Origin of the sequence: Photobacterium iliopiscarium (assembly GCF_003026395.1) — a bacterium.
GTDB classification, from domain to species: Bacteria; Pseudomonadota; Gammaproteobacteria; order Enterobacterales; family Vibrionaceae; genus Photobacterium; species Photobacterium iliopiscarium.
On sequence record NZ_PYOO01000021.1, the window covers coordinates 1 to 23,081 of the forward strand.

The 23,081-nt window shown below is 41.1% G+C and carries 21 protein-coding genes and 1 rRNA gene; 7 read left to right on the forward strand and 15 right to left on the reverse strand.

The genetic code is table 11. The features are described 5' to 3' along the window. From C9J51_RS18305 to cysG, 7 genes are all read right to left on the reverse strand, one after another. Positions 1-82, reverse strand: a 16S ribosomal RNA gene (locus C9J51_RS18305); the annotation flags it as partial. A gap of 726 nt (positions 83-808) precedes the next feature. Next, the gene (cysQ, locus tag C9J51_RS18310; protein WP_045040766.1) at positions 809-1,546 is read right to left on the reverse strand and encodes a 3'(2'),5'-bisphosphate nucleotidase CysQ; all 738 of its coding nucleotides are present in this window, start codon (positions 1,544-1,546) and stop codon (positions 809-811) included. Between the two features lie 24 nt (positions 1,547-1,570). Further along, entirely contained in the window at positions 1,571-2,191 is a 621-nt protein-coding gene (gene cysC, locus C9J51_RS18315; protein WP_045038932.1) for an adenylyl-sulfate kinase, read from the reverse strand. 19 nt (positions 2,192-2,210) lie between these two features. Beyond that, positions 2,211-3,941, reverse strand: coding sequence for an SLC13 family permease (locus C9J51_RS18320; protein WP_107275268.1), 1,731 nt, complete (start codon positions 3,939-3,941; stop codon positions 2,211-2,213). A gap of 5 nt (positions 3,942-3,946) precedes the next feature. Further along, positions 3,947-5,368, reverse strand: coding sequence for a sulfate adenylyltransferase subunit CysN (gene cysN, locus C9J51_RS18325; protein WP_045040767.1), 1,422 nt, complete (start codon positions 5,366-5,368; stop codon positions 3,947-3,949). A gap of 10 nt (positions 5,369-5,378) precedes the next feature. Next, positions 5,379-6,287: a sulfate adenylyltransferase subunit CysD gene (gene cysD / locus C9J51_RS18330; RefSeq protein ID WP_045040768.1), complete on the reverse strand. Its 909-nt coding sequence runs from the start codon at positions 6,285-6,287 to the stop codon at positions 5,379-5,381. A 13-nt stretch (positions 6,288-6,300) separates the two neighbouring features. Further along, positions 6,301-7,716: a siroheme synthase CysG gene (cysG, locus tag C9J51_RS18335; RefSeq protein WP_107275269.1), complete on the reverse strand. Its 1,416-nt coding sequence runs from the start codon at positions 7,714-7,716 to the stop codon at positions 6,301-6,303. A gap of 414 nt (positions 7,717-8,130) precedes the next feature. Here cysG and C9J51_RS18340 point away from each other — a divergent pair, with 414 nt between their 5' ends. From C9J51_RS18340 to C9J51_RS18355, 4 genes are all read left to right on the forward strand, one after another. Beyond that, positions 8,131-10,098: a bifunctional 2',3'-cyclic-nucleotide 2'-phosphodiesterase/3'-nucleotidase gene (locus C9J51_RS18340; RefSeq protein WP_045040769.1), complete on the forward strand. Its 1,968-nt coding sequence runs from the start codon at positions 8,131-8,133 to the stop codon at positions 10,096-10,098. A gap of 94 nt (positions 10,099-10,192) precedes the next feature. Further along, a complete protein-coding gene (locus C9J51_RS18345; protein WP_107275270.1) occupies positions 10,193-10,789 on the forward strand; it encodes a Crp/Fnr family transcriptional regulator in 597 nt (198 codons plus the stop codon). 70 nt (positions 10,790-10,859) lie between these two features. Next, entirely contained in the window at positions 10,860-11,321 is a 462-nt protein-coding gene (locus C9J51_RS18350) for a GNAT family N-acetyltransferase (protein WP_045040771.1), read from the forward strand. Beyond that, the gene (locus C9J51_RS18355) at positions 11,321-12,193 is read left to right on the forward strand and encodes a DMT family transporter (RefSeq protein ID WP_045040772.1); all 873 of its coding nucleotides are present in this window, start codon (positions 11,321-11,323) and stop codon (positions 12,191-12,193) included. The genes C9J51_RS18350 and C9J51_RS18355 overlap by 1 nt, the downstream gene beginning before the upstream one ends. Positions 12,194-12,264: 71 nt before the next feature. Here the strand turns inward: C9J51_RS18355 and C9J51_RS18360 are convergent, their stop codons facing one another. Continuing rightward, a complete protein-coding gene (locus C9J51_RS18360) occupies positions 12,265-13,122 on the reverse strand; it encodes a LysM-like peptidoglycan-binding domain-containing protein (RefSeq protein ID WP_107275271.1) in 858 nt (285 codons plus the stop codon). 124 nt (positions 13,123-13,246) lie between these two features. Between C9J51_RS18360 and C9J51_RS18365 the strand changes: the two genes are divergently transcribed. Together C9J51_RS18365 and C9J51_RS18370 are read left to right on the forward strand one after the other, a co-directional pair. Continuing rightward, positions 13,247-13,867 (forward strand): FKBP-type peptidyl-prolyl cis-trans isomerase, encoded by a 621-nt coding sequence (locus tag C9J51_RS18365; RefSeq protein ID WP_045038413.1) that lies wholly within the window; start codon positions 13,247-13,249, stop codon positions 13,865-13,867. A gap of 177 nt (positions 13,868-14,044) precedes the next feature. After that, a complete protein-coding gene (locus C9J51_RS18370) occupies positions 14,045-14,536 on the forward strand; it encodes a DUF2780 domain-containing protein (protein WP_045038412.1) in 492 nt (163 codons plus the stop codon). Positions 14,537-14,618: 82 nt separating this feature from the next. Here the strand turns inward: C9J51_RS18370 and C9J51_RS18375 are convergent, their stop codons facing one another. The 7 genes from C9J51_RS18375 to dusA form a co-directional block, all read right to left on the reverse strand. Further along, positions 14,619-15,383, reverse strand: a complete 765-nt coding sequence (locus C9J51_RS18375; RefSeq protein ID WP_045040774.1) for a phosphoadenylyl-sulfate reductase — start codon at positions 15,381-15,383, stop codon at positions 14,619-14,621. Continuing rightward, the gene (cysI, locus tag C9J51_RS18380) at positions 15,376-17,067 is read right to left on the reverse strand and encodes an assimilatory sulfite reductase (NADPH) hemoprotein subunit (protein WP_045040775.1); all 1,692 of its coding nucleotides are present in this window, start codon (positions 17,065-17,067) and stop codon (positions 15,376-15,378) included. The genes C9J51_RS18375 and cysI overlap by 8 nt, the downstream gene beginning before the upstream one ends. Further along, positions 17,067-18,881, reverse strand: a complete 1,815-nt coding sequence (locus C9J51_RS18385) for an assimilatory sulfite reductase (NADPH) flavoprotein subunit (protein ID WP_045040776.1) — start codon at positions 18,879-18,881, stop codon at positions 17,067-17,069. The genes cysI and C9J51_RS18385 overlap by 1 nt, the downstream gene beginning before the upstream one ends. Positions 18,882-19,047: 166 nt before the next feature. After that, entirely contained in the window at positions 19,048-19,278 is a 231-nt protein-coding gene (locus C9J51_RS18390; RefSeq protein WP_045038408.1) for an RNA-binding protein, read from the reverse strand. Between the two features lie 154 nt (positions 19,279-19,432). Continuing rightward, positions 19,433-20,059 carry a TIGR04219 family outer membrane beta-barrel protein gene (locus C9J51_RS18395; RefSeq protein WP_045038407.1) on the reverse strand — a complete coding sequence of 209 codons (627 nt, stop codon included), beginning with the start codon at positions 20,057-20,059 and terminating at the stop codon, positions 19,433-19,435. A 115-nt stretch (positions 20,060-20,174) separates the two neighbouring features. Further along, entirely contained in the window at positions 20,175-20,417 is a 243-nt protein-coding gene (gene pspG, locus C9J51_RS18400; protein ID WP_045038406.1) for an envelope stress response protein PspG, read from the reverse strand. Between the two features lie 231 nt (positions 20,418-20,648). Further along, complete coding sequence (gene dusA, locus C9J51_RS18405; RefSeq protein ID WP_045040777.1) at positions 20,649-21,629, reverse strand: tRNA dihydrouridine(20/20a) synthase DusA; 981 nt, start codon at positions 21,627-21,629, stop codon at positions 20,649-20,651. A 976-nt stretch (positions 21,630-22,605) separates the two neighbouring features. Here dusA and zur point away from each other — a divergent pair. Next, complete coding sequence (zur, locus tag C9J51_RS18410) at positions 22,606-23,058, forward strand: zinc uptake transcriptional repressor Zur (RefSeq protein ID WP_045040778.1); 453 nt, start codon at positions 22,606-22,608, stop codon at positions 23,056-23,058. The last annotated feature ends 23 nt before the right edge of the window (positions 23,059-23,081 follow it).

The following is a 23,081-nucleotide window of genomic DNA, read 5'->3' on the forward strand; positions in this document are numbered from 1 at the left end:
TATCAATCTGTTACCGCTCGACTTGCATGTGTTAGGCCTGCCGCCAGCGTTCAATCTGAGCCATGATCAAACTCTTCAATTAAAGTTTTGTTGGTCTTTCGACCGGCTCAATAAATACTGACTTTAATACCAACTCTTTATAAATAAAGAGTGTAATTTTAAAGCTTTTTATCATTTAAAAATGATAATTAAATAACTGTGCCAAAATAATCTTCTCTATAAATAGATTGGGCTATTTTGTATTGGTCACTCAGTTTATTGATAAATCTTTCGACTTAACTATTTAGTGAGTGCCCACACAGATTGCATGGTCAAATTGTTAAAGAACGTTAGCACAATACATCGTATTGGCTGAGGCTGCGTATACTACTCCGCGCCAATTTAAAGTCAACAAGTTTTTTAAATTAGATTTAACAAACCCTTTATTGACTTGCCTTGCGTTAAAAACAAATTACATTTCTAACCATTCGAATAACATTCGAATCAAGACTGCGATTTTCATAGCTTAATCTAAGATAATAATCGTCAATTACCGCAATGATTTTTTATAAACCGCTTATCGACAAGTTACACACAGGTTGTAAGTAACTTACTAACCGTAGGTATTCCGTGTCGTTGGGCTGTATTATAGAGGGAACAGAAAGGATAACAATTGTTTATTTGCTTTTTTGATGTGAATGCTAGTAATACCAACCAAAAGCCATAAAAGACTCAATATTCATACAACAACATCTTTCATTGATAGTCGTAATTTAAAAATACTGCTGACTATTTGATCAATCAATGACTTTTGGTTAATTTCAAATGATTATGAAACAACAAAACAAGGATTCAATAAGGGTTCACGATCATAACGAAGAGGGAAGCCGTCCAGATCATTCACTGTAGCGCCCGCACTTTCAGCGATACATTGACCAGCAGCGGTATCCCACATCATGGTTGGTCCGAAACGCGGGTAATATTGAGCACGTCCTTCCGCCACTAAGCAAAACTTTAATGATGATCCCACCGCTATCCATTTATGTTCACCTAATTGTTGAAGATAAGCCTCTAACCCAACCGATGGATGTGAGCGGCTACCTACCACCGTCGGTATAGTAGAAGGTAGAAGACGAATCACTTCTTTACCTACTTTAGTCACAAGCCAAGCTGTTTTTCCATCACCCAGCCATGCTTTATTTAATGCGGGAGCATAGACAACCGCTAAAATAGGTTTTCCATTTTCAATCAGCGCAATATTAACGGTGAACTCGCCATTCTTATTGATAAATTCTTTGGTGCCATCCAATGGGTCCACCAGCCAAAAGGATTGCCAATATTGACGCTGTTGCCAATCAGTCTGTGGCGACTCTTCAGATAAGATAGGAATATTGGGGGTCAATTGTTGTAGCTGATTAATGATAATTTCATTTGCTGCAAGATCAGCAATGGTAACGGGACTATTATCGGCTTTATTTTCAACAGTAATATTACTGTGATAATGCGTCATTATTGATTTACCCGCATCCAATGCGATGGTGTATATAGCATCAAGTAATGTTGTCACTTACGGTACTCCTGTTACCGGTTATCAAGCAATAATACGTCGACTTCGTAAAGCGTTAATACATTGCTCAACTAACTCATTAATATTATGACTATCTGCTGCGAGACGAATTTCAGGCTGTAAGGGGGGTTGGTACTCAGCATCAATACCTGTAAATTGCTTTATTTCACCAGCTCGTGCCTTTTTATACAGTCCTTTAGGATCTCGCTTTTCACATTCAGCCAAAGGGGTATCAACAAACACTTCAATAAACTCACCTTGTGGCAGTAAATCTCGAACTAATTGTCTTTCTTCACGATGAGGTGAAATAAATGCACTCAGTACGATTAATCCTGAATCGGCCATTAACGTGGCTACCTCACCAATACGGCGAATATTTTCACGTCGATCTTGATCTGAAAATCCAAGATCTTTACACAACCCATGGCGAACATTATCACCATCTAATAAATAAGTATGATAACCCAAGGCCAAGAGTTTATGTTCAAGAGCACCAGCAACTGTCGACTTACCAGCGCCACTCAATCCAGTAAACCATAACACGCAAGGCTGCTGTTGTTTTTGCTGACCTCGTTGCTCTTTAGTCACACTATAACTATGCCAGACAATATTATTGTCTGCATGGGACTTCGTTGTCGTATTCATAACATATTCCATTGTTAATTTAGTTAAAGGGAAAGACGACTGGGATCAAGATCAACACTACGGTGGAATACACAATCGAGAGCGGTAATCCAAGTTTAATATAATCTCTAATTTTATAATTACCGACGCTGTAAACGAGTAGATTGGTTTGATAACCATACGGTGAAATGAAACTCGCACTCGCGCCAAATAACACCGCCATAATAAAAGGCATAGGATCGACACCATAACCCAACGCCAAGCTATAACTAATGGGAAATACCAGTGCGGCGGCGGCATTATTGGTGATCAGTTCAGTAAGAATTAATGTGAGTAGATAAATGGCAATTAAACCACCATGCACTCCCCAGCCATTAAATGCGGTAATAAGTGCTTGGCCCATTTGTTGTGATAAACCACTGGTTATCATTAATTGTGCCAGCGTTAATGCTGATCCAACAATAACTACAATATCAATCGGAAATCGACGTCGAAGCTCACCAAAGGAAATAATCCCCAATCCCACCAGCAGTACCAAATAAACGGCTAACCCTTTAATCAATGGCAGCCAATCAGCTAAAGCCAATACAATCACACTTAAAAAACCGACCAATACTGTTGTGCTGCGGTAACGGTCTAAACGTGCGCTTGAATCAAGACCATTAACCAATACAAATTCACGCTCAAGCTTGGTTTGCTTTTGGTTAAACAGTTTCCCCGGCACAATAACCAATGTATCACCCGCGCGTAATTCAATATTACCCAAGCCACCAGCTAACCGTTCATGACCACGACGAATGGCAACCACGACCGCATCAAAGTTTTCACGAAATTGAGTGCTCTTTAAGGTACTACCACAAATAGCAGCAGAATGACTGACCACAACCTCCATCATCGATTGGCCATTAAGATGATGCTGACCAAATAAATGCAGTCCTTCTATTTCTTGTAAGGTGGTAACACTTTCAATATCACCACAAAACAATAATCGATCTCCGGCTTGTAATTTAGTTTCAGGGCAAACAGGGGCTATAGTCTTACCCTCACGGATAAGCTCAGCTAAAAATAAACGTCGTAATGCACGCAGTCTATTTTCAGTGACACTCTTTCCTATTAACGGTGAATGACTTTTTACTCGCGCCTCTAAAAAATAAGGTAACTGTTCTTCACTGTCGTCATCGTTGTCCGGTAAAAAATAACTCAGCGGAATTAAAATCATTAACCCTATGACTAATACCGCTAAGCCAATCATAGTCGGGGCAAAAAAACCCAGACTCGGTAAACCAATATCTTCTACAAAACTATTAATAATAAGGTTAGTCGATGTACCGATTAAGGTCAGTGTGCCCCCTAAAATAGCGGTATACGACAAAGGCAGTAATAATTTAGAGGGGGCATGGCGTTGATTACGTTTTATCGCCCCAATTAACGACACAACCACCGCGGTATTATTGGTAAAAGATGATAATAACGCCGTCGATACTCCCAGCTTAGCCACAACGGTACTATGGTCACCTTGTGAAATTTGCCGCCCAACCCAACTAATTAAGCGGGTTTTTTCAAGAGCAATGGAGACTAAAATTAATAACACTAAAGTTAATAATGATGAGTTAGTAAAATTTGCGGCAATGGCAGGTAATTCAATTAAGTTTGCTTGAAAACCAATAAACGCACTGCCAGCAAATAAATACGCGGGTTTAATCTTCGTAGTGAGCAAGCAGAGAATAATCACTACTAGCATTGCCAGCACAGTAGCTTGTTCCCAGCTCATTCACATTACTCCAGTAATTGACCGATATCTTTTGCATCCCAATGCGGGAAATGCTTACGGACCAGTGCATTAAATTCAACTTCAAACGCTGAATAACGACTGCTTTTATCTATTGCTAATGATTCACGAATTAAGCCTGCACCAACAGTGACATTGGTTAATCGATCAATAATGATAAAGCCGCCAGTATCTTTACAGGTTTGATAGCTATCAACGGCAATCGCATCGTGTAGGTTGAACTCACATAAACCAATGCCATTAAGGGGTAACGTCTCGGTTGCAAAGGTATCAAGACTATTAATATCAACTTGATGACGTATCGCACTCACACTGCCTAGCGTTTTTTTACCTGCCACTTTAATATCATACTGACGTCCAGCCGTTAATGCGGTTTCCCCCATCCACACGATATCTGCCAATACATTATTACTTAGCGGCACTTCATCTTCTGCTGCGATCAACGTATCACCACGACTAATATCAATTTCATCCGCTAAGGTAACAGTAATGGCTTGGCCTTTAGTTGCTGATGCTAAGTCACCATCAAAAGTGACAATCCGCTCTACAGTCGATGTTTTACCTGAAGGTAATGCGGCAACTCGTTGCCCAACACGTAATTCACCCGACGCTAATGTGCCAGCAAAGCCGCGAAAATCGAGATTAGGACGGTTTACATATTGAACCGGAAAACGTAAGTCTGCCGAATCATCATCCGTCGACAAATCAACGTATTCTAATAGCGTTAATAACGGCTCGCCTTGATACCACGACATCTTGGTACTTTGACTGACAACGTTATCACCCTCTAAAGCTGACAGAGGTAACAATTGAATATTGATATTAGGATTGAGTTTTTTTGAAAACTGGAGGTATTGCTGACTAATATCGTCAAAACGAGCTTGATCAAAATCGACCAAATCCATCTTATTAATTGCCACAATAAATTGGCGAATACCGAGTAAACTGGCGATATAAGAATGACGACGGGTTTGATCTAATACCCCTTTACGAGCATCGATTAAAATAACCGCCACATCACAGGTTGAAGCACCGGTTGCCATATTACGGGTGTACTGCTCATGCCCTGGGGTATCAGCAATAATAAATTTACGCGCTTTGGTCGAGAAATAACGGTAAGCAACATCAATGGTGATCCCTTGTTCACGCTCAGCTTGCAATCCATCAACTAATAATGCCAAATCAGGCTTATCACCCGTGGTACCGACTTTTTGACTGTCAGTATGAATTGCGGCTAGTTGATCTTCATAAATTTGGTGAGAATCATGCAGCAGACGACCAATTAAGGTACTTTTACCGTCGTCTACGGAGCCACAAGTTAAAAATCGCAACAGAGATTTATTATGATGTTGATCGAGATAAGCTTCGATTCCAAGCTCTGCCACCTGTTGTTCTATGACACTGTTCATTATTCTCTCCTTAGAAATAACCTTGGCGTTTTTTCAATTCCATTGAGCCAGATTGATCGTGATCGATAGCTCGTCCTTGACGTTCACTGGATGTCGCCACCAGCATTTCTTCAATGATCCCCGGTAACGTATCAGCCGTTGATTCCACCGCTCCCGTTAATGGATAACAACCTAAGGTTCTAAAACGGACACTTTTTTGTTGAATCGTTTCGCCCGGTTGTAACTCTAGTCGCTCATCATCAACCATGATTAACATTCCATCTCGCTCAACAACGGGGCGTACTTGGGATAAATACAATGGCACAATTTCAATTTGCTCTAAGAATATATATTGCCAAATATCGAGCTCAGTCCAATTGGATAACGGGAACACACGAATGCTTTCGCCTTTATTAATTTGACCGTTATAGGTTTTCCATAATTCAGGGCGTTGGTTTTTTGGATCCCAACTGTGGTTTTTATCGCGGAATGAATACACTCGCTCTTTCGCACGTGACTTTTCTTCATCACGCCGAGCACCACCAAACGCAGCATCAAAACCGTATTTATCGAGTGCTTGTTTTAGGCCTTGGGTTTTCATGATATCGGTATGCTTTGATGAACCATGCGTAAAAGGTCCAACCCCCATCGCTACCCCTTCTGGATTTTGATGTACCAACAAATCAAAACCGTATTTTTTAGCGGCACGGTCTCGAAATTCAATCATTTCTCGAAATTTCCAAGTGGTATCAACGTGCAATAATGGAAATGGGATTTTGCCAGGATAAAAAGCCTTACGGGCTAAATGCAACATCACCGACGAATCTTTACCGATGGAATACATCATTACTGGATTATCAAATTCAGCCGCGACTTCACGCAAAATATGAATACTTTCAGCTTCAAGCTGTTTGAGGTGGGTTAAACGTTTCGGGTCCATCACTCTCTCCATGTTATGCCAGTTTCACTGCCGCTTCAGGTTGCGGCTGTAACTGTTCCTTTGTTGTGAACCAAGCTAATTTATGTGATAACTTTACGACTTCACCGACAACAATTAATGATGGTGATGCAGCATGTTGTGCTAAATCAGCGAGTTCATGTAATTGTCCGGTTAATACTTTCTGAGTGGCTTGTGTGCCACGTTCGATAATGGCGATTGGAGTGTCAGGGGCGCGGCCATGATCTAATAATTGCTGTTGAATATGACTGGATTTCATTAGCCCCATATAGATAACTAATGTTTGATTACCACGCGCCAACGTTGACCAATCAAGTTGTTTACCATCCGGCTTTAAGTGCCCAGTAATAAACATCGCTGTTTGAGCATAATCACGGTGGGTTAATGGAATGCCTGCATAAGCGGTGGCACCGGCTGCGGCCGTAATACCGGGAACAACTTGAAAATCAATCCCAGCTTCTGCTAGCACTTCTAATTCTTCAGCACCACGACCAAACACAAACGGATCCCCCCCTTTAAGCCTTACAACGCGTTTACCTTGTTGGGCATATTCAACAATCAATCGGTTGGTTTGTTCTTGTGGCACACTATGAAAGCCCGCTTTTTTACCGACACAAACAAGTTCTGCATCACGACGTACCAACGCCATGACTTCATCGGAAACAAGGTAGTCATACAACACCACATCAGCTTGCTGCATTAATTGCAAACCGCGTAAAGTTAGTAACCCCGCATCACCAGGACCTGCGCCAATTAACGCAACTTGCCCGACAAGTGGCGTGTGCTGTTGTAACTGTTGTTCTAATGCTTGTTGGGCTTCACTATGACGACCGACGGCAACCAAATCTGCAAAGCGACCATTAAATGCTTGCTCCCAAAAGGCGCGACGACTAGAAAAAGTAGAAAGCTGGGTGGCAAGATAATCACGAAAACCGCCAGCAATAGTCGCCATTTTGCCTAAATGCTGTGGCAATGTTGCTTCTAGTTTTTGACGCAATAAACGCGCTAAAACGGGCGCTTTACCCGATGATGAAATAGCAACAATGATCGGTGAGCGGTCAACAATAGAAGGCACAATAAAACTACAACGTTGAGTATCATCAACAACATTCACTAACACTTGACGTTGATTGGCTGATTGGTAAACCAGAGCATTCAGCGCTTTATGTGGCGTTGCTGCAATGGCTAGAAAAATCCCATCAAGATTCGCGGGAGAAAATGTGTCACCAACAAAGCGGATCTGGTTAGCAGCAATCGCCGTGGTAAAATCAGCATTCAGCTTAGTTGCAATCACACCAACATCAGCACCCGCTTTTAATAACATCCGTGTTTTGCGCCATGCGCTATTACCACCACCGACAACCAAACAAGGTCGACGCTTTAAATCCGCAAATATTGGTAAATAATCCATTGTTAACTCTCCTTGGTGCTCTGTAACCACTATAGAGAGCCCGTGATATAACTTGAAATTCTAAAGTTTCATTTTTTATATCAAAAAGTTTGGTTACTAATTAAACAATCCTAATTTAATGACCGAATAGAATGATCAACCGCAAATAAATATAAAGCAGATATAAATAGCTAGCAGTAAGCAAAATGAAGAATATTCAAATATCACTTCGAACCTAAGTTATGCCTTTTCTTTCTTAATTGAATCAGCAACATTTCGTTTTGAATCAAATATTGCGATTCTTTCACCGCTTAATAATGGTTATGCATATAAAAAATGAGAGTTAAAGCACAATTATGTGACGGGTTCAGATAGTAACCGCATAAGATTTGTTATTTTAGGCACGCTTTCCTTACCTACCCTTTGGAGAAACACATGACACTATCTGTTAAGCCTTTATCAATCGCTGTTTTAAGTGGTTTGCTATTACTGGCTAGCCCCGCAAATGCAGAAACGATTAAATTACGTATTCTTGAAACAACAGATATTCATACAAATGTAATGGATTACGATTACTACAAAGATAAGCCGACAGATAAAACGGGGTTAGTCCGTACTGCGACCTTGGTTGAAAAAGCACGCGCTGAAGTTATTAATAGTGTATTAGTCGATAACGGTGATTTGTTGCAAGGTAGCCCTATGGGTGACTACATGGCAGCAAAAGGCATTAAAAAAGGCGAAGTGCACCCTGTCTATAAAGTGATGAACCAACTCGGTTATGCGGTAGGTAATATTGGTAACCACGAATTTAACTATGGTATTGATTTCCTAAACACCAGTATTGAAGGGGCAAACTTCCCTTACATCAATGCCAATGTTTATGATTTAAAAACGGGCAAAAACTTATTTACCCCTTACCTTATTCAGGACTACACCTTTAAAGACAACGACGGCAATAACCAAAAACTGAAAATTGGTTACATTGGCTTTGTACCACCACAAATTATGGTGTGGGATAAAAACAACCTTGAAGGTAAAGTAGAAGCAAAAGACATTAAGCAAACCGCTGAGAAATTCATTCCTCAAATGAAGGCAGAAGGCGCTGATATAATTATTGCCATTCCGCACTCTGGCGTTTCAGCTGACCCTTATAAAATGGGCGCAGAAAACTCAGTTTACTTCTTAACTCAAGTTGAAGGGATTGATGCGATTGCATTTGGTCACTCACATGCGGTATTCCCAAGTAAAGATTTTGCAAGTCTACCCGGTGTTGATATCAACAAAGGCACCATCAATGGTATTCCGGCGGTAATGCCCGGTCGTTGGGGTGATCACGTGGGTATTATGGATTTGGTATTAGACAAAGAAGGTAATAGCTGGAAAGTGACCTCAGCCCTAACTGAAGCGCGTCCTATCTTTGATAAAGCCAACCAAAAATCATTAATCAAGGCAGATCCAAAATTAGTCGCGGCAGTAAAAATTGATCATAACGCTACCCGTGACTTTGTTAACCAGCCGATTGGTAAAGCCAGTGATGTGATGTATAGCTATTTAGCCTTGGTTCAAGACGACCCAACAGTACAAATTGTTAACTTGGCACAAAAAGATTACGTTGAACGCTTTATTCAAGGCGACCCCGATCTTGATGGTTTGCCTGTATTGTCAGCAGCTGCCCCATTTAAAGCAGGCGGTCGTGGTAATGACGCAGGTAACTACACCGAAGTAGAAGCAGGCCAACTAACATTCCGTAACGCGGCTGACTTATACTTGTACCCCAATACCCTTGTTGCGATGAAGGTAAAAGGTAAAGATGTTCAAGAATGGCTAGAATGTTCCGCGGCACAGTTTAATCAAATTGATGTTAACAGTGAGAAGCCACAAGGACTTATTAACTGGGATGGTTTCCGTACTTACAATTTTGATGTCATTGATGGCGTGAAATACAACATTGATATTTCACAACCAGCAAAATACGACGGTGAATGTAAACTGATTAATCCAACCGCGAATCGTATTAAAGATTTAAGCTTTAATGGAAAGCCGATTGATTTAGAGCAAACGTTCTTAATCGCGACCAATAATTACCGCGCATACAGTGGTAAGTTTGCAGGTACAGGTGAAGCGTTCGTTGCCTTTGCCTCTCCGGATGAAAACCGCACTGTATTATCAGATTACATCAGTCGCGTGAGCAAACAGAAAGGTCAAGTTGTTCCAAGTGCAGATAATAACTGGCACTTCACACCACTGAAAAGTGATAACAAACTAGACATTCAATTTGAAACCGCGAACAGTGATAAAGCAGCGAAATTTATTAAAGATAAAGGCCAATACCCAATGCAACAAGTCAACACCACGCCGGGTGGGTTTGCTATTTATCAATTAGATCTTCAAACGCGTAAATAATTCCCCTCAATAAAATATCTATATACCGCAGCCTTGGTTGCGGTATTTTTTTGATACACTGCCACTATCATTCTTTTTATTCATTAACTCGCTTATGTCTTTCAATAACCATTCTGAATTAGCGGCTTTTTTAGCTCAGCTAGGTGCAGATACCGCCACCATCAACGATGTCATTGCCGTTGCTGAACCACTGGATCTTCCGACTCGTCATATTTTATTACACCAAGGGCAAACCCCAACCCATTGCTACTTTTTATTAAACGGTTTGTGCCATGCGTGTTATTTAACCGAACAAGGTAAACAATTCAGTAAAGAGTTCTATTGGGATCAAGATGTTATTATTGGCTTTGAAAGCTTAATTAATGACGCGCCCTCAGCCTATTTATTAGAAACATTATCCGCCAGCCAATTAATCATGTTACCCATTACCCTGTTTCAGCAATGGCGTCAGCAGCAGCACCCGTTGTATCAAACCTTATTAGAACGTCAATTACTGCATAAAGAGCACAAAGAACGCTTTATGCTCATGCACACTCCGAAGCAACGATTACAACTGTTTAGTGATCATTTCCCCGAGTTAGTTGGGCGCATAACCGATTACCAATTGGCTTCTTATTTAGGTATTACTTCCATTAGTTTAAGTCGAATCAAAAAACGGCTCGCAAGTGGTGAAATTAATCCCAAAAATTAACCATTGTTAACTTCATTTTTGACGTAAATCGGTACACTAACGGCATCATACCGAATTCAGGACGTTAACTATGACAACATGGCAGTGTTTACCCTTTGACGAATTAACAACCCACCAGCTTTATGACCTATTAAAACTACGTTCAGAGATATTTTGTGTAGAACAAAACTGTGTGTATCCCGATCTTGATGATCACGACCGCGCTCCAAATGTGTTCCATCTGTTAGGTTACGTAAACAATGAACTCGTCGCATATTTACGTTTATTAGCCCCTGGCGTCACTTATGATAATGTCAGTATTGGGCGAGTAGTGGTAACACCAAGTCAGCGTAAACATGGTTTAGGGCATCAATTATTACGTCAGGGATTAACCCATGCCGAGAAAATTTGGCCACAACAGCTAATTGAAATAGGTGCTCAACAATATTTAGTGGCGTTCTATCAGTCTCATGGATTTACCCAAACGTCAGATATGTACCTTGAAGATGGCATTCCCCATGTTGATATGCAGTTATTACAAGATCCCACCTAATGCGCTGGTCTGCGGTTTCAATCGGTATTGCTATTTTAATTTGCGGTAATTTATCGTCATCACTGTCTGATGTGGCGGTAAAATTATTAGACGGTAGCGTATCGGCATTTCAGTACATGTTTATTCGCCAACTATTGAGCGTGATCCTAATTGCGCCATTATGGCTACGATTAACCCCCGCTCAGCGTGATATTGGGCATTGGAAGGTGAATGCAATCCGTGCCCATCTTGTATTAGCGGGTAGTGGCATGTTGCTGATTGCCTTAACTTACCTTCCATTAGCCACCGCCAATGCCTTATTTTACGCAGCACCGTTACTCATGCTGCCATTATCAATGCTGGTATTAGGTGAGCGGCCAAATAAAGAAAAAGTATTAGCAACTGCTGTCGGGTTTATTGGCATCGTCATTGTGTTACGCCCCGATCAATTTCATTGGGCCGCATTTGCCGCACTAGGCACCGCCTCAACATTGGCGTTATACAATGTTTTAGTACGTAAACTACCGCCACAACAACCGATTATCAGTACTCTATTTTGGACAGGTATTTTATCGTTACCCATATCAAGCCTATTAGCCTACCAATATTGGCAGCCACTACAGCCAAAACAATGGTTATTAATTACGGCAAGTGCGTTATTCACTTTAGGTTATCAGGGCTGCTGTGTTGCGGCTTACCGTCAAAGCGAGACTTATAAGATTGGACTTGCGGAGTATTCAGGGCTTATTTTTGTCGCGATATTTGGTTATCTTTGGTTTGACGAGATCCCCGATCTGCTCACGGGGTTAGGTATTCTATTGATCATTATTCCAATGGCACCATGGCCTAAAATCCGTCGCTCACCACAGAACATAAGCCATAACGCGGATTAAACATTTATCACTTAAAAATAATAGCCGCCTTAACTGGCGGCTTATTAATTTAACGTATAACCATTGCAAATTTATTGACGATAGAAACGGCCATTCGCATTAACAGTATATGAAGCAGAAACACCATTACCTAAAATTTGTAAGCCATTAATTTTACCACGGCTGTTTTGACGATAACGTAATGTCTGCCCTGCTTGAATACGGCTAATCGGTTTACCCGCGCCTTCAACTTTCGCAATAGCATAAAGATCACCGAGTGGTAATCCTTTATTACGAAAAATATTGGCTAACGTATCCCCAGCAGGCACTTTATAACTGTACCATTGGTTCGCGGCACCTGCTGGCTGCTGAGTCGCCTTTGGCGTTGATACTGGTACTGTCTTCGTCGCCGCTTTTGATGCTACGACAGGTTTATGGGTAGTTGTGTCTATGGTATAAACCTTACCACCATTGATCGGATAGATTTTTGAGGCCATCGGTTTACGCTCAGGGGCTGGACCACGATCTTCCATGCCACCCGCCGCTTTCATTCCCGCATCTTCTTTAACATCAGCGCTATCTAATACCACATCAGTACGTTTAACCGCACGTTGCTTACCATCTGGATTATTTTCAGCTTGAACATTAGGGCCCGACGTCACCTGACTTGCAACATCACTATTACCTAAATTTAAGGCAATATCACGTCGCATCGGTACACCATCAGATTGACCTTCTAATTCTTTTGCTGACGGCAGCATTAGCGCACCAATAAATATTGGCACAACAACAAGTAACGCCCAACGATGAAAGCGAGGGAAACGCTGCCATACCTGACATACACCAGATACACGCTCACTGCACTTTGTCTTTATCTCGCCAAGATTTAATTTCACTGACGGTTGCTGGTTAGCGTTTTTTTTATTTGAACGGCGATTTACCTTTCCCATATACAGCACTCCAAAGCTTCATATGTCACGCAATTAGCGAATATTAGTTACAAACATTTACCCGATGGGGGCTAAACTGTTATCCTGCCTGCTTTAATTCATTCTACATTAAGAGATGACAATAATGTCTGACGTTAAACTAGATACAATTGAGACTAAAGCAAGCTACGGTATTGGTCTACAAATGGGCCAACAACTAGCACAAAGCGGTCTTGAAGGCCTAAACGTAGCAGCAATTGCTAAAGGTATCGCAACTTCTCTAGCTGGCGAAATGCCTGAAATCGAAGTTGATGACATCAACAATGCACTACGTGAACTTCACACAACAGCAGATGCAGCTCGTCAAGAACAAGCTAAACTAGCAGCAGCTGATGGCGAAGCATTCCTAGCTGAAAATGCACAACGTGCAGAAGTTACAGTAACTGATTCTGGTCTTCAGTACGAAGTTCTTGTTGAAGGTAATGGCGAAATTCCAACTTCAGACAAGCAAGTACGTGTGCATTACCACGGTATGCTAACAGATGGCACTGTTTTTGACAGCTCTGTATCTCGTGGTCAACCTGCAGAATTCCCTGTAACTGGCGTTATCGCTGGTTGGGTTGAAGCACTTCAAATGATGCCTGTAGGTTCTAAGTGGAAACTGTCTATTCCACAAAACCTTGCTTACGGCGAGCGCGGCGCAGGTGCTGCAATCCCTCCGTATGCAGCACTAGTATTTGAAGTAGAGCTATTAGATATTCTATAAGATATCTAGCTTGAACAAATAAATAAACGGCGCTATATGCGCCGTTTTTTATACCCATATGCGATGCAACCAACAAAAAATCATTGCAACAAAACAAATCTTCACTAGGATTGACATACCCGAGTCAATTTCTGATTTAAAAGACTTCGGTATTAATCTTTACTAAGGAGTCTCCCAATGAAAAAACGTCGTATCGTAACAACCCTTGCAGCAGTTGCATTGTTATCATCAAGCACCATGAGTTACGCTTTTAGTCTGTCTGATATTTTCGGTGGCGAAAGTGCGGATCAAGTGGTTAGCCAAGTTGCACAAAACCCGCTCACAAAAACACTTATTTCTGAACTCGGTATTAAACCAGAGCAAGCAGCCGGTGGTGCTGGCGCATTACTGGGCATGGCAGCAAGTCAACTTTCAGGTCCTCAAGGTAGTGAACTGGCTAAATTGATCCCTGGTGCTGAAAAACTAACGGACTCATTACCAATGGGACTTGGTCAGCTACTTAGCAACCAAGCTAACATTGATAAAGTGTTCTCTGTTCTGGGTATGGATCCAGCGATGATCAATAAGTTTATTCCCGTTATTACCCAATTCTTAGGCCAACAAGGTGCAAGTAATGCTCTTTTAGGCGCATTAGATAAAGTATGGGCACCTGCTGCGGCAGCAAAATAATCTTATTCTCTGTCTGAATAACCCACAAGGCAGCGTCGATACGCTGCCTTGTTTTTATTTATAAGCTCACCATAAAACGAAACTAAATGCCTGAACCTTGTGATTCAGTGTCATTATCTTCATGTAAGCCACATTCACGTTTTAGACCAAAAAAGCGCGTCTCTTGCTCTGTCATTCCCGGCTGCCATTTGACCGTAGTATGAATATCACCGACAGATAAATAATCGTGTTGTTTTAACGGATGATAAGGTAACTGATGTTGTTGCAAATAGGCGTCAATATCATCATTAGTCCAATCTATCACGGGTAAAAACTTGAAACGGCCATTTTGAATCGCCAATACAGGTAACGTCGCGCGCGAATCGGCTTGCTCACGACGTAATCCTGAAAACCACGTTCCCACATTAAGCTCATTCAATGCCCGCCGCATCGGCTCTACTTTATTTAATTGATTATATTGTTTAATACCATCAACACCTTGGAGCCATAATTGACCATAACGTGCTTCTTGCCATGCGGCACTGTGTTGAGCGCGATAAATATATAAATTCAAATTAAGTTGTTTAGTTAAACTATCAATAAACTGATAAGTCTCTGCAAATAAATAGCCCGTATCGGTAAGCACCACCGCAATATCCGTTTTAGCGTCAGTGACTAAATGCAACATCACTGCCGATTGAATCCCAAAACTAGATGCTAATGCAAACTCGCCGTCAAGATTATCAAGCGCCCATAGCACTCGCTGTTGTGCAGTCATGGTTTCCAGCATGGCATTAATTTCAGCCAGCTGAATAATTTGACTCACTTTTGGCAGTTCAAGTAACTCAGCCAGTTGACATTTATGCATAAAAATCCCTCATCGATATTTTCACTTCATCAATAATGCCAGCACGAATAGTGAAATCACCAAAGCCTTCATTCTCTTGACGCTCCGTCGACCAACGACCGACTAAATCATCTATTTCATCCATGATCTGAGCGACGGTAATATTCTCACGGTACATTTTAGGTACTCGAGTACCATTTCGATTACCCCCTAAATGAAGGTTATACCGCCCAGGCGCTTTACCGACTAAGCCTATTTCAGCCAACATCGCGCGACCACAACCATTGGGGCAGCCAGTAACACGCAGAATGATATTTTCGTCTTCGTCTAAGCCATGCTTTTCTAAAACACCTTCAACATCAGTCACAAACTCAGGTAGAAAACGTTCTGCTTCAGCCATCGCTAATGGACAAGTCGGTAGTGAAACACATGCCATCGAATTTTTTCGCTGCTCACTGACACTGTCATCCATCAAGCCATGATCACGCGCGATCTTTTCGATCTTAGCTTTGTCTTTTGCTAACACGCCCGCAACAATCAGATTTTGGTTGGCCGTCATTCTAAAATCACCGCCATGGACCTTAGCTATTGCTGCCATACCCGTTTTAAGAGGTTTGCTTGGTGTATCCAATAAGCGACCATTTTCAATGAATAACGCCAAATGGTGCTTACCATCAATGCCCGCAACCCAACCAATACGATCACCACGATCGGTAAACTCATACGGTCGACTGGCTTCAAAGGTAATCCCGGCTCGTGACTCAACTTCTGCTTTAAATACCGCCACGCCAACCCGATCAATAGTGTATTTAGTTTTGGCATTTTTACGGTTAGAACGGTTTCCCCAATCACGTTGAGTAGTAACTACAGCAGTGGCGACATCAAGGGTTTTATCTAAAGGTACAAACCCGAAATCATCCGCTCGACGAGGATAAGTAGCGTGGTCACCATGAGTCATTGCTAAGCCACCGCCAACTAACACATTAAAACCTACCAATTTCCCATTATCTGCAATTGCGATAAAATTCAGGTCATTAGCATGGACATCAACATCATTCTGCGGCGGAATAACCACCGTCGTTTTAAACTTACGCGGTAAATAATTACTGCCTAAAATAGGCTCTTCATCCGTTGTCTCAAGCTTTTCACCGTCTAACCAAATTTCAGCATAAGCACGGGTTTTAGGCAGTAGATGCTCACTGATCTTTTTTGCCCATTCATACGCTTGTTGATGCAACTCAGATTCAACAGGGTTGGTGGTACACAACACGTTACGGTTTACATCCCCCGCCGTTGCGATGGAATCAATACCGATACTATTTAATGTTTGATGCATCAGTTTAATGTCAGGTTTTAACACCCCATGGAACTGAAATGTTTGACGGGTAGTTAAGCGAATACTGCCATAAGAAGTATGCTCATCAGCAAATTTATCAATTGCTAGCCATTGTTTAGGCGTGATCACGCCCCCCGGCATTCTCGCCCGTAACATCACATTTTGGAGCGGTTCTAATTTTTGTTTAGCGCGCTCGCCGCGAATATCACGATCATCTTGCTGATACATGCCATGAAAGCGAATTAATTGAAAGTTATCAGCGTTAAATCCCCCAGTGATGCGATCATCAAGATCTTGCTCTATAGTGCCGCGAAGAAAATTGCTTTGACGTTTTAGACGTTCATTGTCTGATAATTTTTGCTCTGTCATTAGTACACATCCCTTTGATAGCGTTTATCTTTACGCAGTTCATTGAGATACTGCTCTGCTTGCTCGCGCGTTTTCTTTCCTTGCTGTTCAATAACGGTTAACAAGGCTTGATGAACATCTTTGGCCATGTGGGTTGCATCACCACACACATAAACATGCGATCCTGCTTGTAACCACTGCCACACTTGTGGTGCTTGTTCTAAAATGCGCTGTTGAACATAGATTTTCTCGGCTTGATCTCGACTAAATGCGACATCTATTTGATCCACCACCCCGTCTTTTAGATATTTCTGCCATTCAACTTGGTAAAGAAAATCTTCAGTAAAGGTTCTATCGCCAAAAAATAGCCAGTTTTTACCTGTTGCTTCTCGATTATCACGCTCTTGCACAAAGGCACGGAAAGGCGCAATTCCCGTACCAGGACCAATCATGATCACTGGCGTATTATCATCAACAGGTAACTTGAAATTATGATTGGTTTCAACAAACACTTTCACAGCCGCGCCTTCTTGTAGACGTTGTGCTAAGAAACTAGATGCGCCACCTTGGCGTTGCTCATCACCTTGGAAAAATTTAACCACACCAACCGTTAAATGCACTTCTTCACCCACTTCTTGTTGGCTGGAAGCAATGGAATATAAGCGGGGCGTTAAACGACGTAATAAACTGATTAATTGGGTGGCAGTTAATACCGTCTTCTTAGCCGTTAAAACATCAATGATTTGGTTATTAGCCGCATACTCTCGCAATTTTTCACGATCATCCACCAGCTTTTGCAATTTTTTACTGCCAGAGAGTTTGGCATATTGGGTCACAAACTGTGGATTTGATGCGGTAATTTCATAATGGCTAATCAACGCATCACGAATAGATAAGTTACTGCCATCAACATCTACGGTAGTGGCCGCATCTAAGGCAAGTTTCGCTAATATGGCATCAACCAATTGCGGATCATTGTCAAACCACACCCCCAGTGCATCCCCCGCTTGATAGCTTAAGCCTGAACCTTCTAAATCAATTTCAATATGACGCACATCTTTATCTGAATGGCGACCAGTGATTTTCTGGCTTACTAATAAACTGGCCGTATAAGGATTTTGCCTAGTGTAAGTGGCAACTGATGTGACATTTTTCCCCACTGGCAACTGAACGACTTCCGCTTCACCCGTTGATAAGGTTTGTTTGGTTTTAGCTAATGCTTGTGTACGCCACTCTGCGGCGGCCGCTTCATAGTCAACATCACAATCAAGGCGATCAAGCATCGGCTTCGCACCCAGTTTTGCTAAGTAGCGATCAAAATCTTTGGCGGTTTGGCAGAAAAATTCATAACTAGAATCACCGAGCCCAATCACGCCGTAGTGTAAATTCGATAATTGAGGGGCTTTTTTTGACTGTAAAAACTGGTGCAGTTCAATCGCATCATCAGGGGCTTCACCTTCTCCATGTGTGGAAGCAATAATAATGACATGGGTTTCTTTACTAAGATTTTTTCCCTTATAGTCCCCCGCAGAGACAAGATTCACCGCAATATCTTGCGCGAGAGCTTGCTGTTGTAACGCTTGGGCGACACCTTTAGCATTGCCTGTTTGCGAGGCATAAATAATGGTTAGTTTACCCGCAGGTTTTGCAGCAGTCAGTACATTTGATGCTGGAACAGATGCCGTTGTTGATGATTGAGATTGGCTCAACCCCCAAAAATAGCCACTGATCCAAGCCAGTTGTTGTGGTGATGATTCTGCTGCGGCTAGCTTAAGCTGATCTATTTGTTGATCATTAAGTGGGCTAGCTAAAGCTGATAGTTGGTTGATTGACATAGCACGACGATCCCTATTCATTGCGTTATGTTAGAGTAGCCATTTAAACTAATAACAAGAAAGAATAGATAAGAATGTTTTATAACCATTTGTAAGGTTAATCGTACAAAAAACCCAAATAGCGATAACACTATTTGGGTTTAGAATGGGGAAATAAAGGCAGGACTTAGTATTCGTCAGCAATTCTAACTTGTTGAAAACCAACTTCAAATGCTTGTTGAGTAGCACTGTCAATATCACCATAGCATTGTTCACTACCACTAATATCCGTTAATGGTACTAAACCGCCGCGACGATGGCGAAATTCAACGATATAACCACTATTAATTGATGGTTCGATGAGTGCTTCAACAAGATCTTGGTCAGCGTATAGGTGTTTCAATTCAGTTAATGTCATCACTTACTCCTCCCTAATACTGATATTGTGCATCACACATATAATCAGTTTGCTTACCTTTAAAAATGGTACATAAACGGGATTAGTGCCAATAAAAAAACCACGAAATAATCGTGGTTTTATAATTAGATCACACAATGAAAGCTGACGTTAATTAGAAATCAACTTCTACACCAGCAAACCAACCATCGAGGTCAACATCACCAGTGTTTGATTTTTTAAAGTCATAATCCATCATACGGTAACCCGCACGAAGGTTAAGATCTGCGGCAATTAAATCTAATGTGAATTTCACACCCGCTTGACCATCAAATAAACGTGTACCGTCATATTTACCTGCATTCGCTTGAGCAAATACAGTAAGTGGTGTTGCTGGAATACCCAGTTCAGCACTACCATAAATAGTTGGTTGCCAATCACTAAAACTATTATTCTGCTGGATTTTAACGCCAGCAAATTTAGACATTGTTACACCTAAGTCTAACGCAACTAAATCGTTATCTAGAATTTCATAGTAAGCAGTAAAATCACTTTGCTCAAATTTCACATTACCCGCATTGATATCGTTATAACGTACCATTACGTTTGGCACTAAAGGGATAAAGTGCTCAAAAGATGCATAGTAAGATGTCGATGTATCATCACTCTTGTGACCATCTACTTTTGCGTTTGTAAACCATGCATCCGCACCCACTTTAACACCTAGTAAGGTATCAGCCTGGGCTGGAAGGGCTGCTGCTAGCGTCATTGCTGCTGCAAGTGAAAGCACCACTTTTTTCATGCTGAGTCTCCGCTCTTATCATTTTATGTAATTAATCGCACAAAATTATATCAGAAGCGGTATAAAAACTCTGCAATCAATCGCAATCAATAGCAGTTAGTTGCAATTAATTGCATTAGTGACGACGGTAACGTGACATCCGATCTTGATGTTGCTTATCTGCATTACGCTCTCGAAAGAACCAAATACCTAATGCTATCACGATGATCCACGGCAATAATTTAAAGACAAGCCCCAACATACCCACAACCGCCATTACCGCAAAACCTGCTGCAACCGCAATGAGAACACCAATCAAACTAACACCGGTAAATATCAGTACCAATGTAAAAGCAACCAAAAATAGGAACTCAAACATAGACTATCCTTTTTATTTCTGCGGTATCAAAATGAAACCCCAGAGTTATATTCATTATTACTTAACTATATTGCACAATTCACGCCAACTCTAAAATAATTATTTTACGTTATTTTTCATGCGCATAAAAAACGCCAACTCGGTAAAGAATTGGCGTTTACTATTTATTGGTTAATTTTACCTAATGCTAAGTAAAACTCACCACTGAAATAATTATCTCTGGATGAATAATTACACATCTAGCTCAGCAGGAATTTTCGCTAACGCTTGTTGTACCACTTCAATCCCAGCCCCTGGCTTATGCGCATTTTCACTAATATGACGACGCCATTGACGAGCACCAGGCATACTTTGGAATAAACCTAGCATATGACGAGTAATATGACCTAAGTATGAACCATTGGCTAACTGACGTTCAATGTAAGGGTACATCGCTTCAATGACTTCACGGCGTTTCATTATTGGACGCTCACTACCAAATAAACGTTGATCCACTTCCGCCATTAAATATGGACTTTGGTAAGCTTCACGACCCACCATAACACCATCTAAATGTTGTAGGTGCAGTTCCATTTCTTCAAAGGTTTTGATGCCACCATTGATAGCCATGGTCAACTGTGGAAAATCTTGCTTTAATTGATATACGCGCGGGTAATCTAAAGGTGGAACTTCGCGGTTTTCTTTTGGACTCAAGCCCTTAAGCCATGCTTTTCGTGCATGAATAATAAAATTATCACAACCACCTTTTTCTGACACAGTTCCAACAAAATGACTTAGAAATTCATAAGAATCTTGCTCATCTATACCGATACGGGTTTTAACGGTTACAGGAATGTCAGCCACTTCACGCATTGCTGCTACACATTGCGCTACTAGTTCAGCCTCACCCATTAAACAAGCACCAAACATACCGTTTTGAACGCGATCTGATGGACAACCAACGTTTAAGTTGATCTCATCATAACCACGATCCGCGGCTAATTTGGCGCAACGAGCAAGATCAACCGGATTTGAACCACCAAGTTGTAATGCTAATGGATGCTCTTCTTCGTTATATGCTAAGAAATCACCTTTACCGTGAATAATTGCGCCTGTCGTTACCATTTCGGTATACAACAGAGCTTCTTTACTCATTAGACGATGGAAATAACGACAATGGCGATCAGTCCAATCCAGCATTGGTGCGACTGAGAAACGAGTTGATGGATACATATTACAATATTCCTTACATATTAAGTGGTTATGGCAAATACCACTTACGGGTATTGCAATATACTTCATCCGATTTTGGCTTTTTAGCGATAAGGGACGGATAAAGAACAATTTAGGGGACATAACCGTCCCTAAAATATCTTTTTAGGCGCGGATTCTACCCTAAAATAACAACCTCCTCCATGATTACCCAATAACTCAAATCCTATCTGAAACTCATAACAAAATATTTAATTATAAAATCCATATAACAAAAAAGGCCTTGAACAGTGTTCAAGGCCTTTCTCTAAATTCTTTTCGCTGCTGGTCGATGATTGACCCTACTGCAAAATGTTACTTAGTCATATTACCGCTTTTGTACATTGTAGAGAATACAGGCGTGTAAAGAGCAACGATTTTAGTAATGATAACAGACATTTTTTTTACCTTAAAAGATTAAGCATTTATATATAACCATTGCCTAATCACTAAGTACTTAAGGCGTCGGTCACGTTACGATGGGCGTCATTATAGGTATTTTAAACAACTTGAGAAATGAAAAAAAATGCAACCTTGGCATTAGTTTTTGTAATGCTTTAATAATCGTGTTTTTAAGATACGTAACAACCCAATGTTCAGTACGTTCTAGCACAATCACGCTGTTTTACAGTAACTATTCTGACGCTTAAACGTATAAAAACCTGACGTTTAATCTAAATAATATTTATAGAACAGCATTAATTATGCGAATAATACATCCCTACGTCCTTATAACAAATCTATTGAAATTCAATGTGGTTTACTAAACTTTATAATGAAAATTTATAATCATTAAAACTCAAAGCCTCTTTTTTGCGACATCTGCTTTTGTCTACCCTCTTATAATGTGATCATTTACACGGAATCTTGGCCTTCATGACGGTTGATTGCTAAGTGTGAGTATGTTTGTAGACAGCTGTGATAAAATAAAACCTTAATGACGTTTTTTTGAGGCTCTATGACGGTTCAAACTCAACTGCTAGCCAAAGCACAACAGCTCTGTGAGCAACGAGGGGTTAGAATGACCCCGCAGCGATTAAAAGTACTGGCACTGATCATTAATCATCATAGTTCTATTAGTGCTTATGAGTTACTTGATTTACTCAAAGCATCAGAACCACAAGCGAAACCCCCGACGGTTTATCGCGCGTTAGATTTTCTGCTAGTACAAGGTTTTGTTCACAAAGTAGAATCAACCAATAGCTATATCGCTTGTTGTGTTCTTGGCCATGCCGATCATTGCTCACAATTATTAATTTGTGATGAATGTGGGTTTGTTGAAGAAATCCATGATGATGAACTGGCAAAACTTTTACGCCAAAAATCAGAACAATATGGTTTCATGATCAAGCACCACGTGGTTGAAAGCCATGGCATTTGTCATAAATGTCAGCAAACTAAAAACGCATGATTATCCAATAGTGCTGTCACTAT

Excerpts from the sequence above, each read along its gene's own strand:
- cysC (WP_045038932.1), bottom strand. The coding sequence starts at position 2,191 with ATGAATACGACAACGAAGTCCCATGCAGACAATAATATTGTCTGGCAT.
- C9J51_RS18395 (WP_045038407.1), bottom strand. The coding sequence starts at position 20,059 with ATGAAAAAAGTGGTGCTTTCACTTGCAGCAGCAATGACGCTAGCAGCA.
- C9J51_RS18360 (WP_107275271.1), bottom strand. The coding sequence starts at position 13,122 with ATGGGAAAGGTAAATCGCCGTTCAAATAAAAAAAACGCTAACCAGCAA.
- cysD (WP_045040768.1), bottom strand. The coding sequence starts at position 6,287 with ATGGACCCGAAACGTTTAACCCACCTCAAACAGCTTGAAGCTGAAAGT.
- C9J51_RS18385 (WP_045040776.1), bottom strand. The coding sequence starts at position 18,881 with ATGTCAATCAACCAACTATCAGCTTTAGCTAGCCCACTTAATGATCAA.
- cysN (WP_045040767.1), bottom strand. The coding sequence starts at position 5,368 with ATGAACAGTGTCATAGAACAACAGGTGGCAGAGCTTGGAATCGAAGCT.
- C9J51_RS18340 (WP_045040769.1), top strand. The coding sequence starts at position 8,131 with ATGACACTATCTGTTAAGCCTTTATCAATCGCTGTTTTAAGTGGTTTG.
- cysI (WP_045040775.1), bottom strand. The coding sequence starts at position 17,067 with ATGACAGAGCAAAAATTATCAGACAATGAACGTCTAAAACGTCAAAGC.
- pspG (WP_045038406.1), bottom strand. The coding sequence starts at position 20,417 with ATGTTTGAGTTCCTATTTTTGGTTGCTTTTACATTGGTACTGATATTT.
- C9J51_RS18355 (WP_045040772.1), top strand. The coding sequence starts at position 11,321 with ATGCGCTGGTCTGCGGTTTCAATCGGTATTGCTATTTTAATTTGCGGT.
- C9J51_RS18350 (WP_045040771.1), top strand. The coding sequence starts at position 10,860 with ATGACAACATGGCAGTGTTTACCCTTTGACGAATTAACAACCCACCAG.
- C9J51_RS18375 (WP_045040774.1), bottom strand. The coding sequence starts at position 15,383 with ATGCATAAATGTCAACTGGCTGAGTTACTTGAACTGCCAAAAGTGAGT.
- C9J51_RS18345 (WP_107275270.1), top strand. The coding sequence starts at position 10,193 with ATGTCTTTCAATAACCATTCTGAATTAGCGGCTTTTTTAGCTCAGCTA.
- cysG (WP_107275269.1), bottom strand. The coding sequence starts at position 7,716 with ATGGATTATTTACCAATATTTGCGGATTTAAAGCGTCGACCTTGTTTG.
- C9J51_RS18365 (WP_045038413.1), top strand. The coding sequence starts at position 13,247 with ATGTCTGACGTTAAACTAGATACAATTGAGACTAAAGCAAGCTACGGT.
- dusA (WP_045040777.1), bottom strand. The coding sequence starts at position 21,629 with ATGTATCCATCAACTCGTTTCTCAGTCGCACCAATGCTGGATTGGACT.
- C9J51_RS18370 (WP_045038412.1), top strand. The coding sequence starts at position 14,045 with ATGAAAAAACGTCGTATCGTAACAACCCTTGCAGCAGTTGCATTGTTA.
- C9J51_RS18390 (WP_045038408.1), bottom strand. The coding sequence starts at position 19,278 with ATGACATTAACTGAATTGAAACACCTATACGCTGACCAAGATCTTGTT.
- C9J51_RS18320 (WP_107275268.1), bottom strand. The coding sequence starts at position 3,941 with ATGAGCTGGGAACAAGCTACTGTGCTGGCAATGCTAGTAGTGATTATT.
- zur (WP_045040778.1), top strand. The coding sequence starts at position 22,606 with ATGACGGTTCAAACTCAACTGCTAGCCAAAGCACAACAGCTCTGTGAG.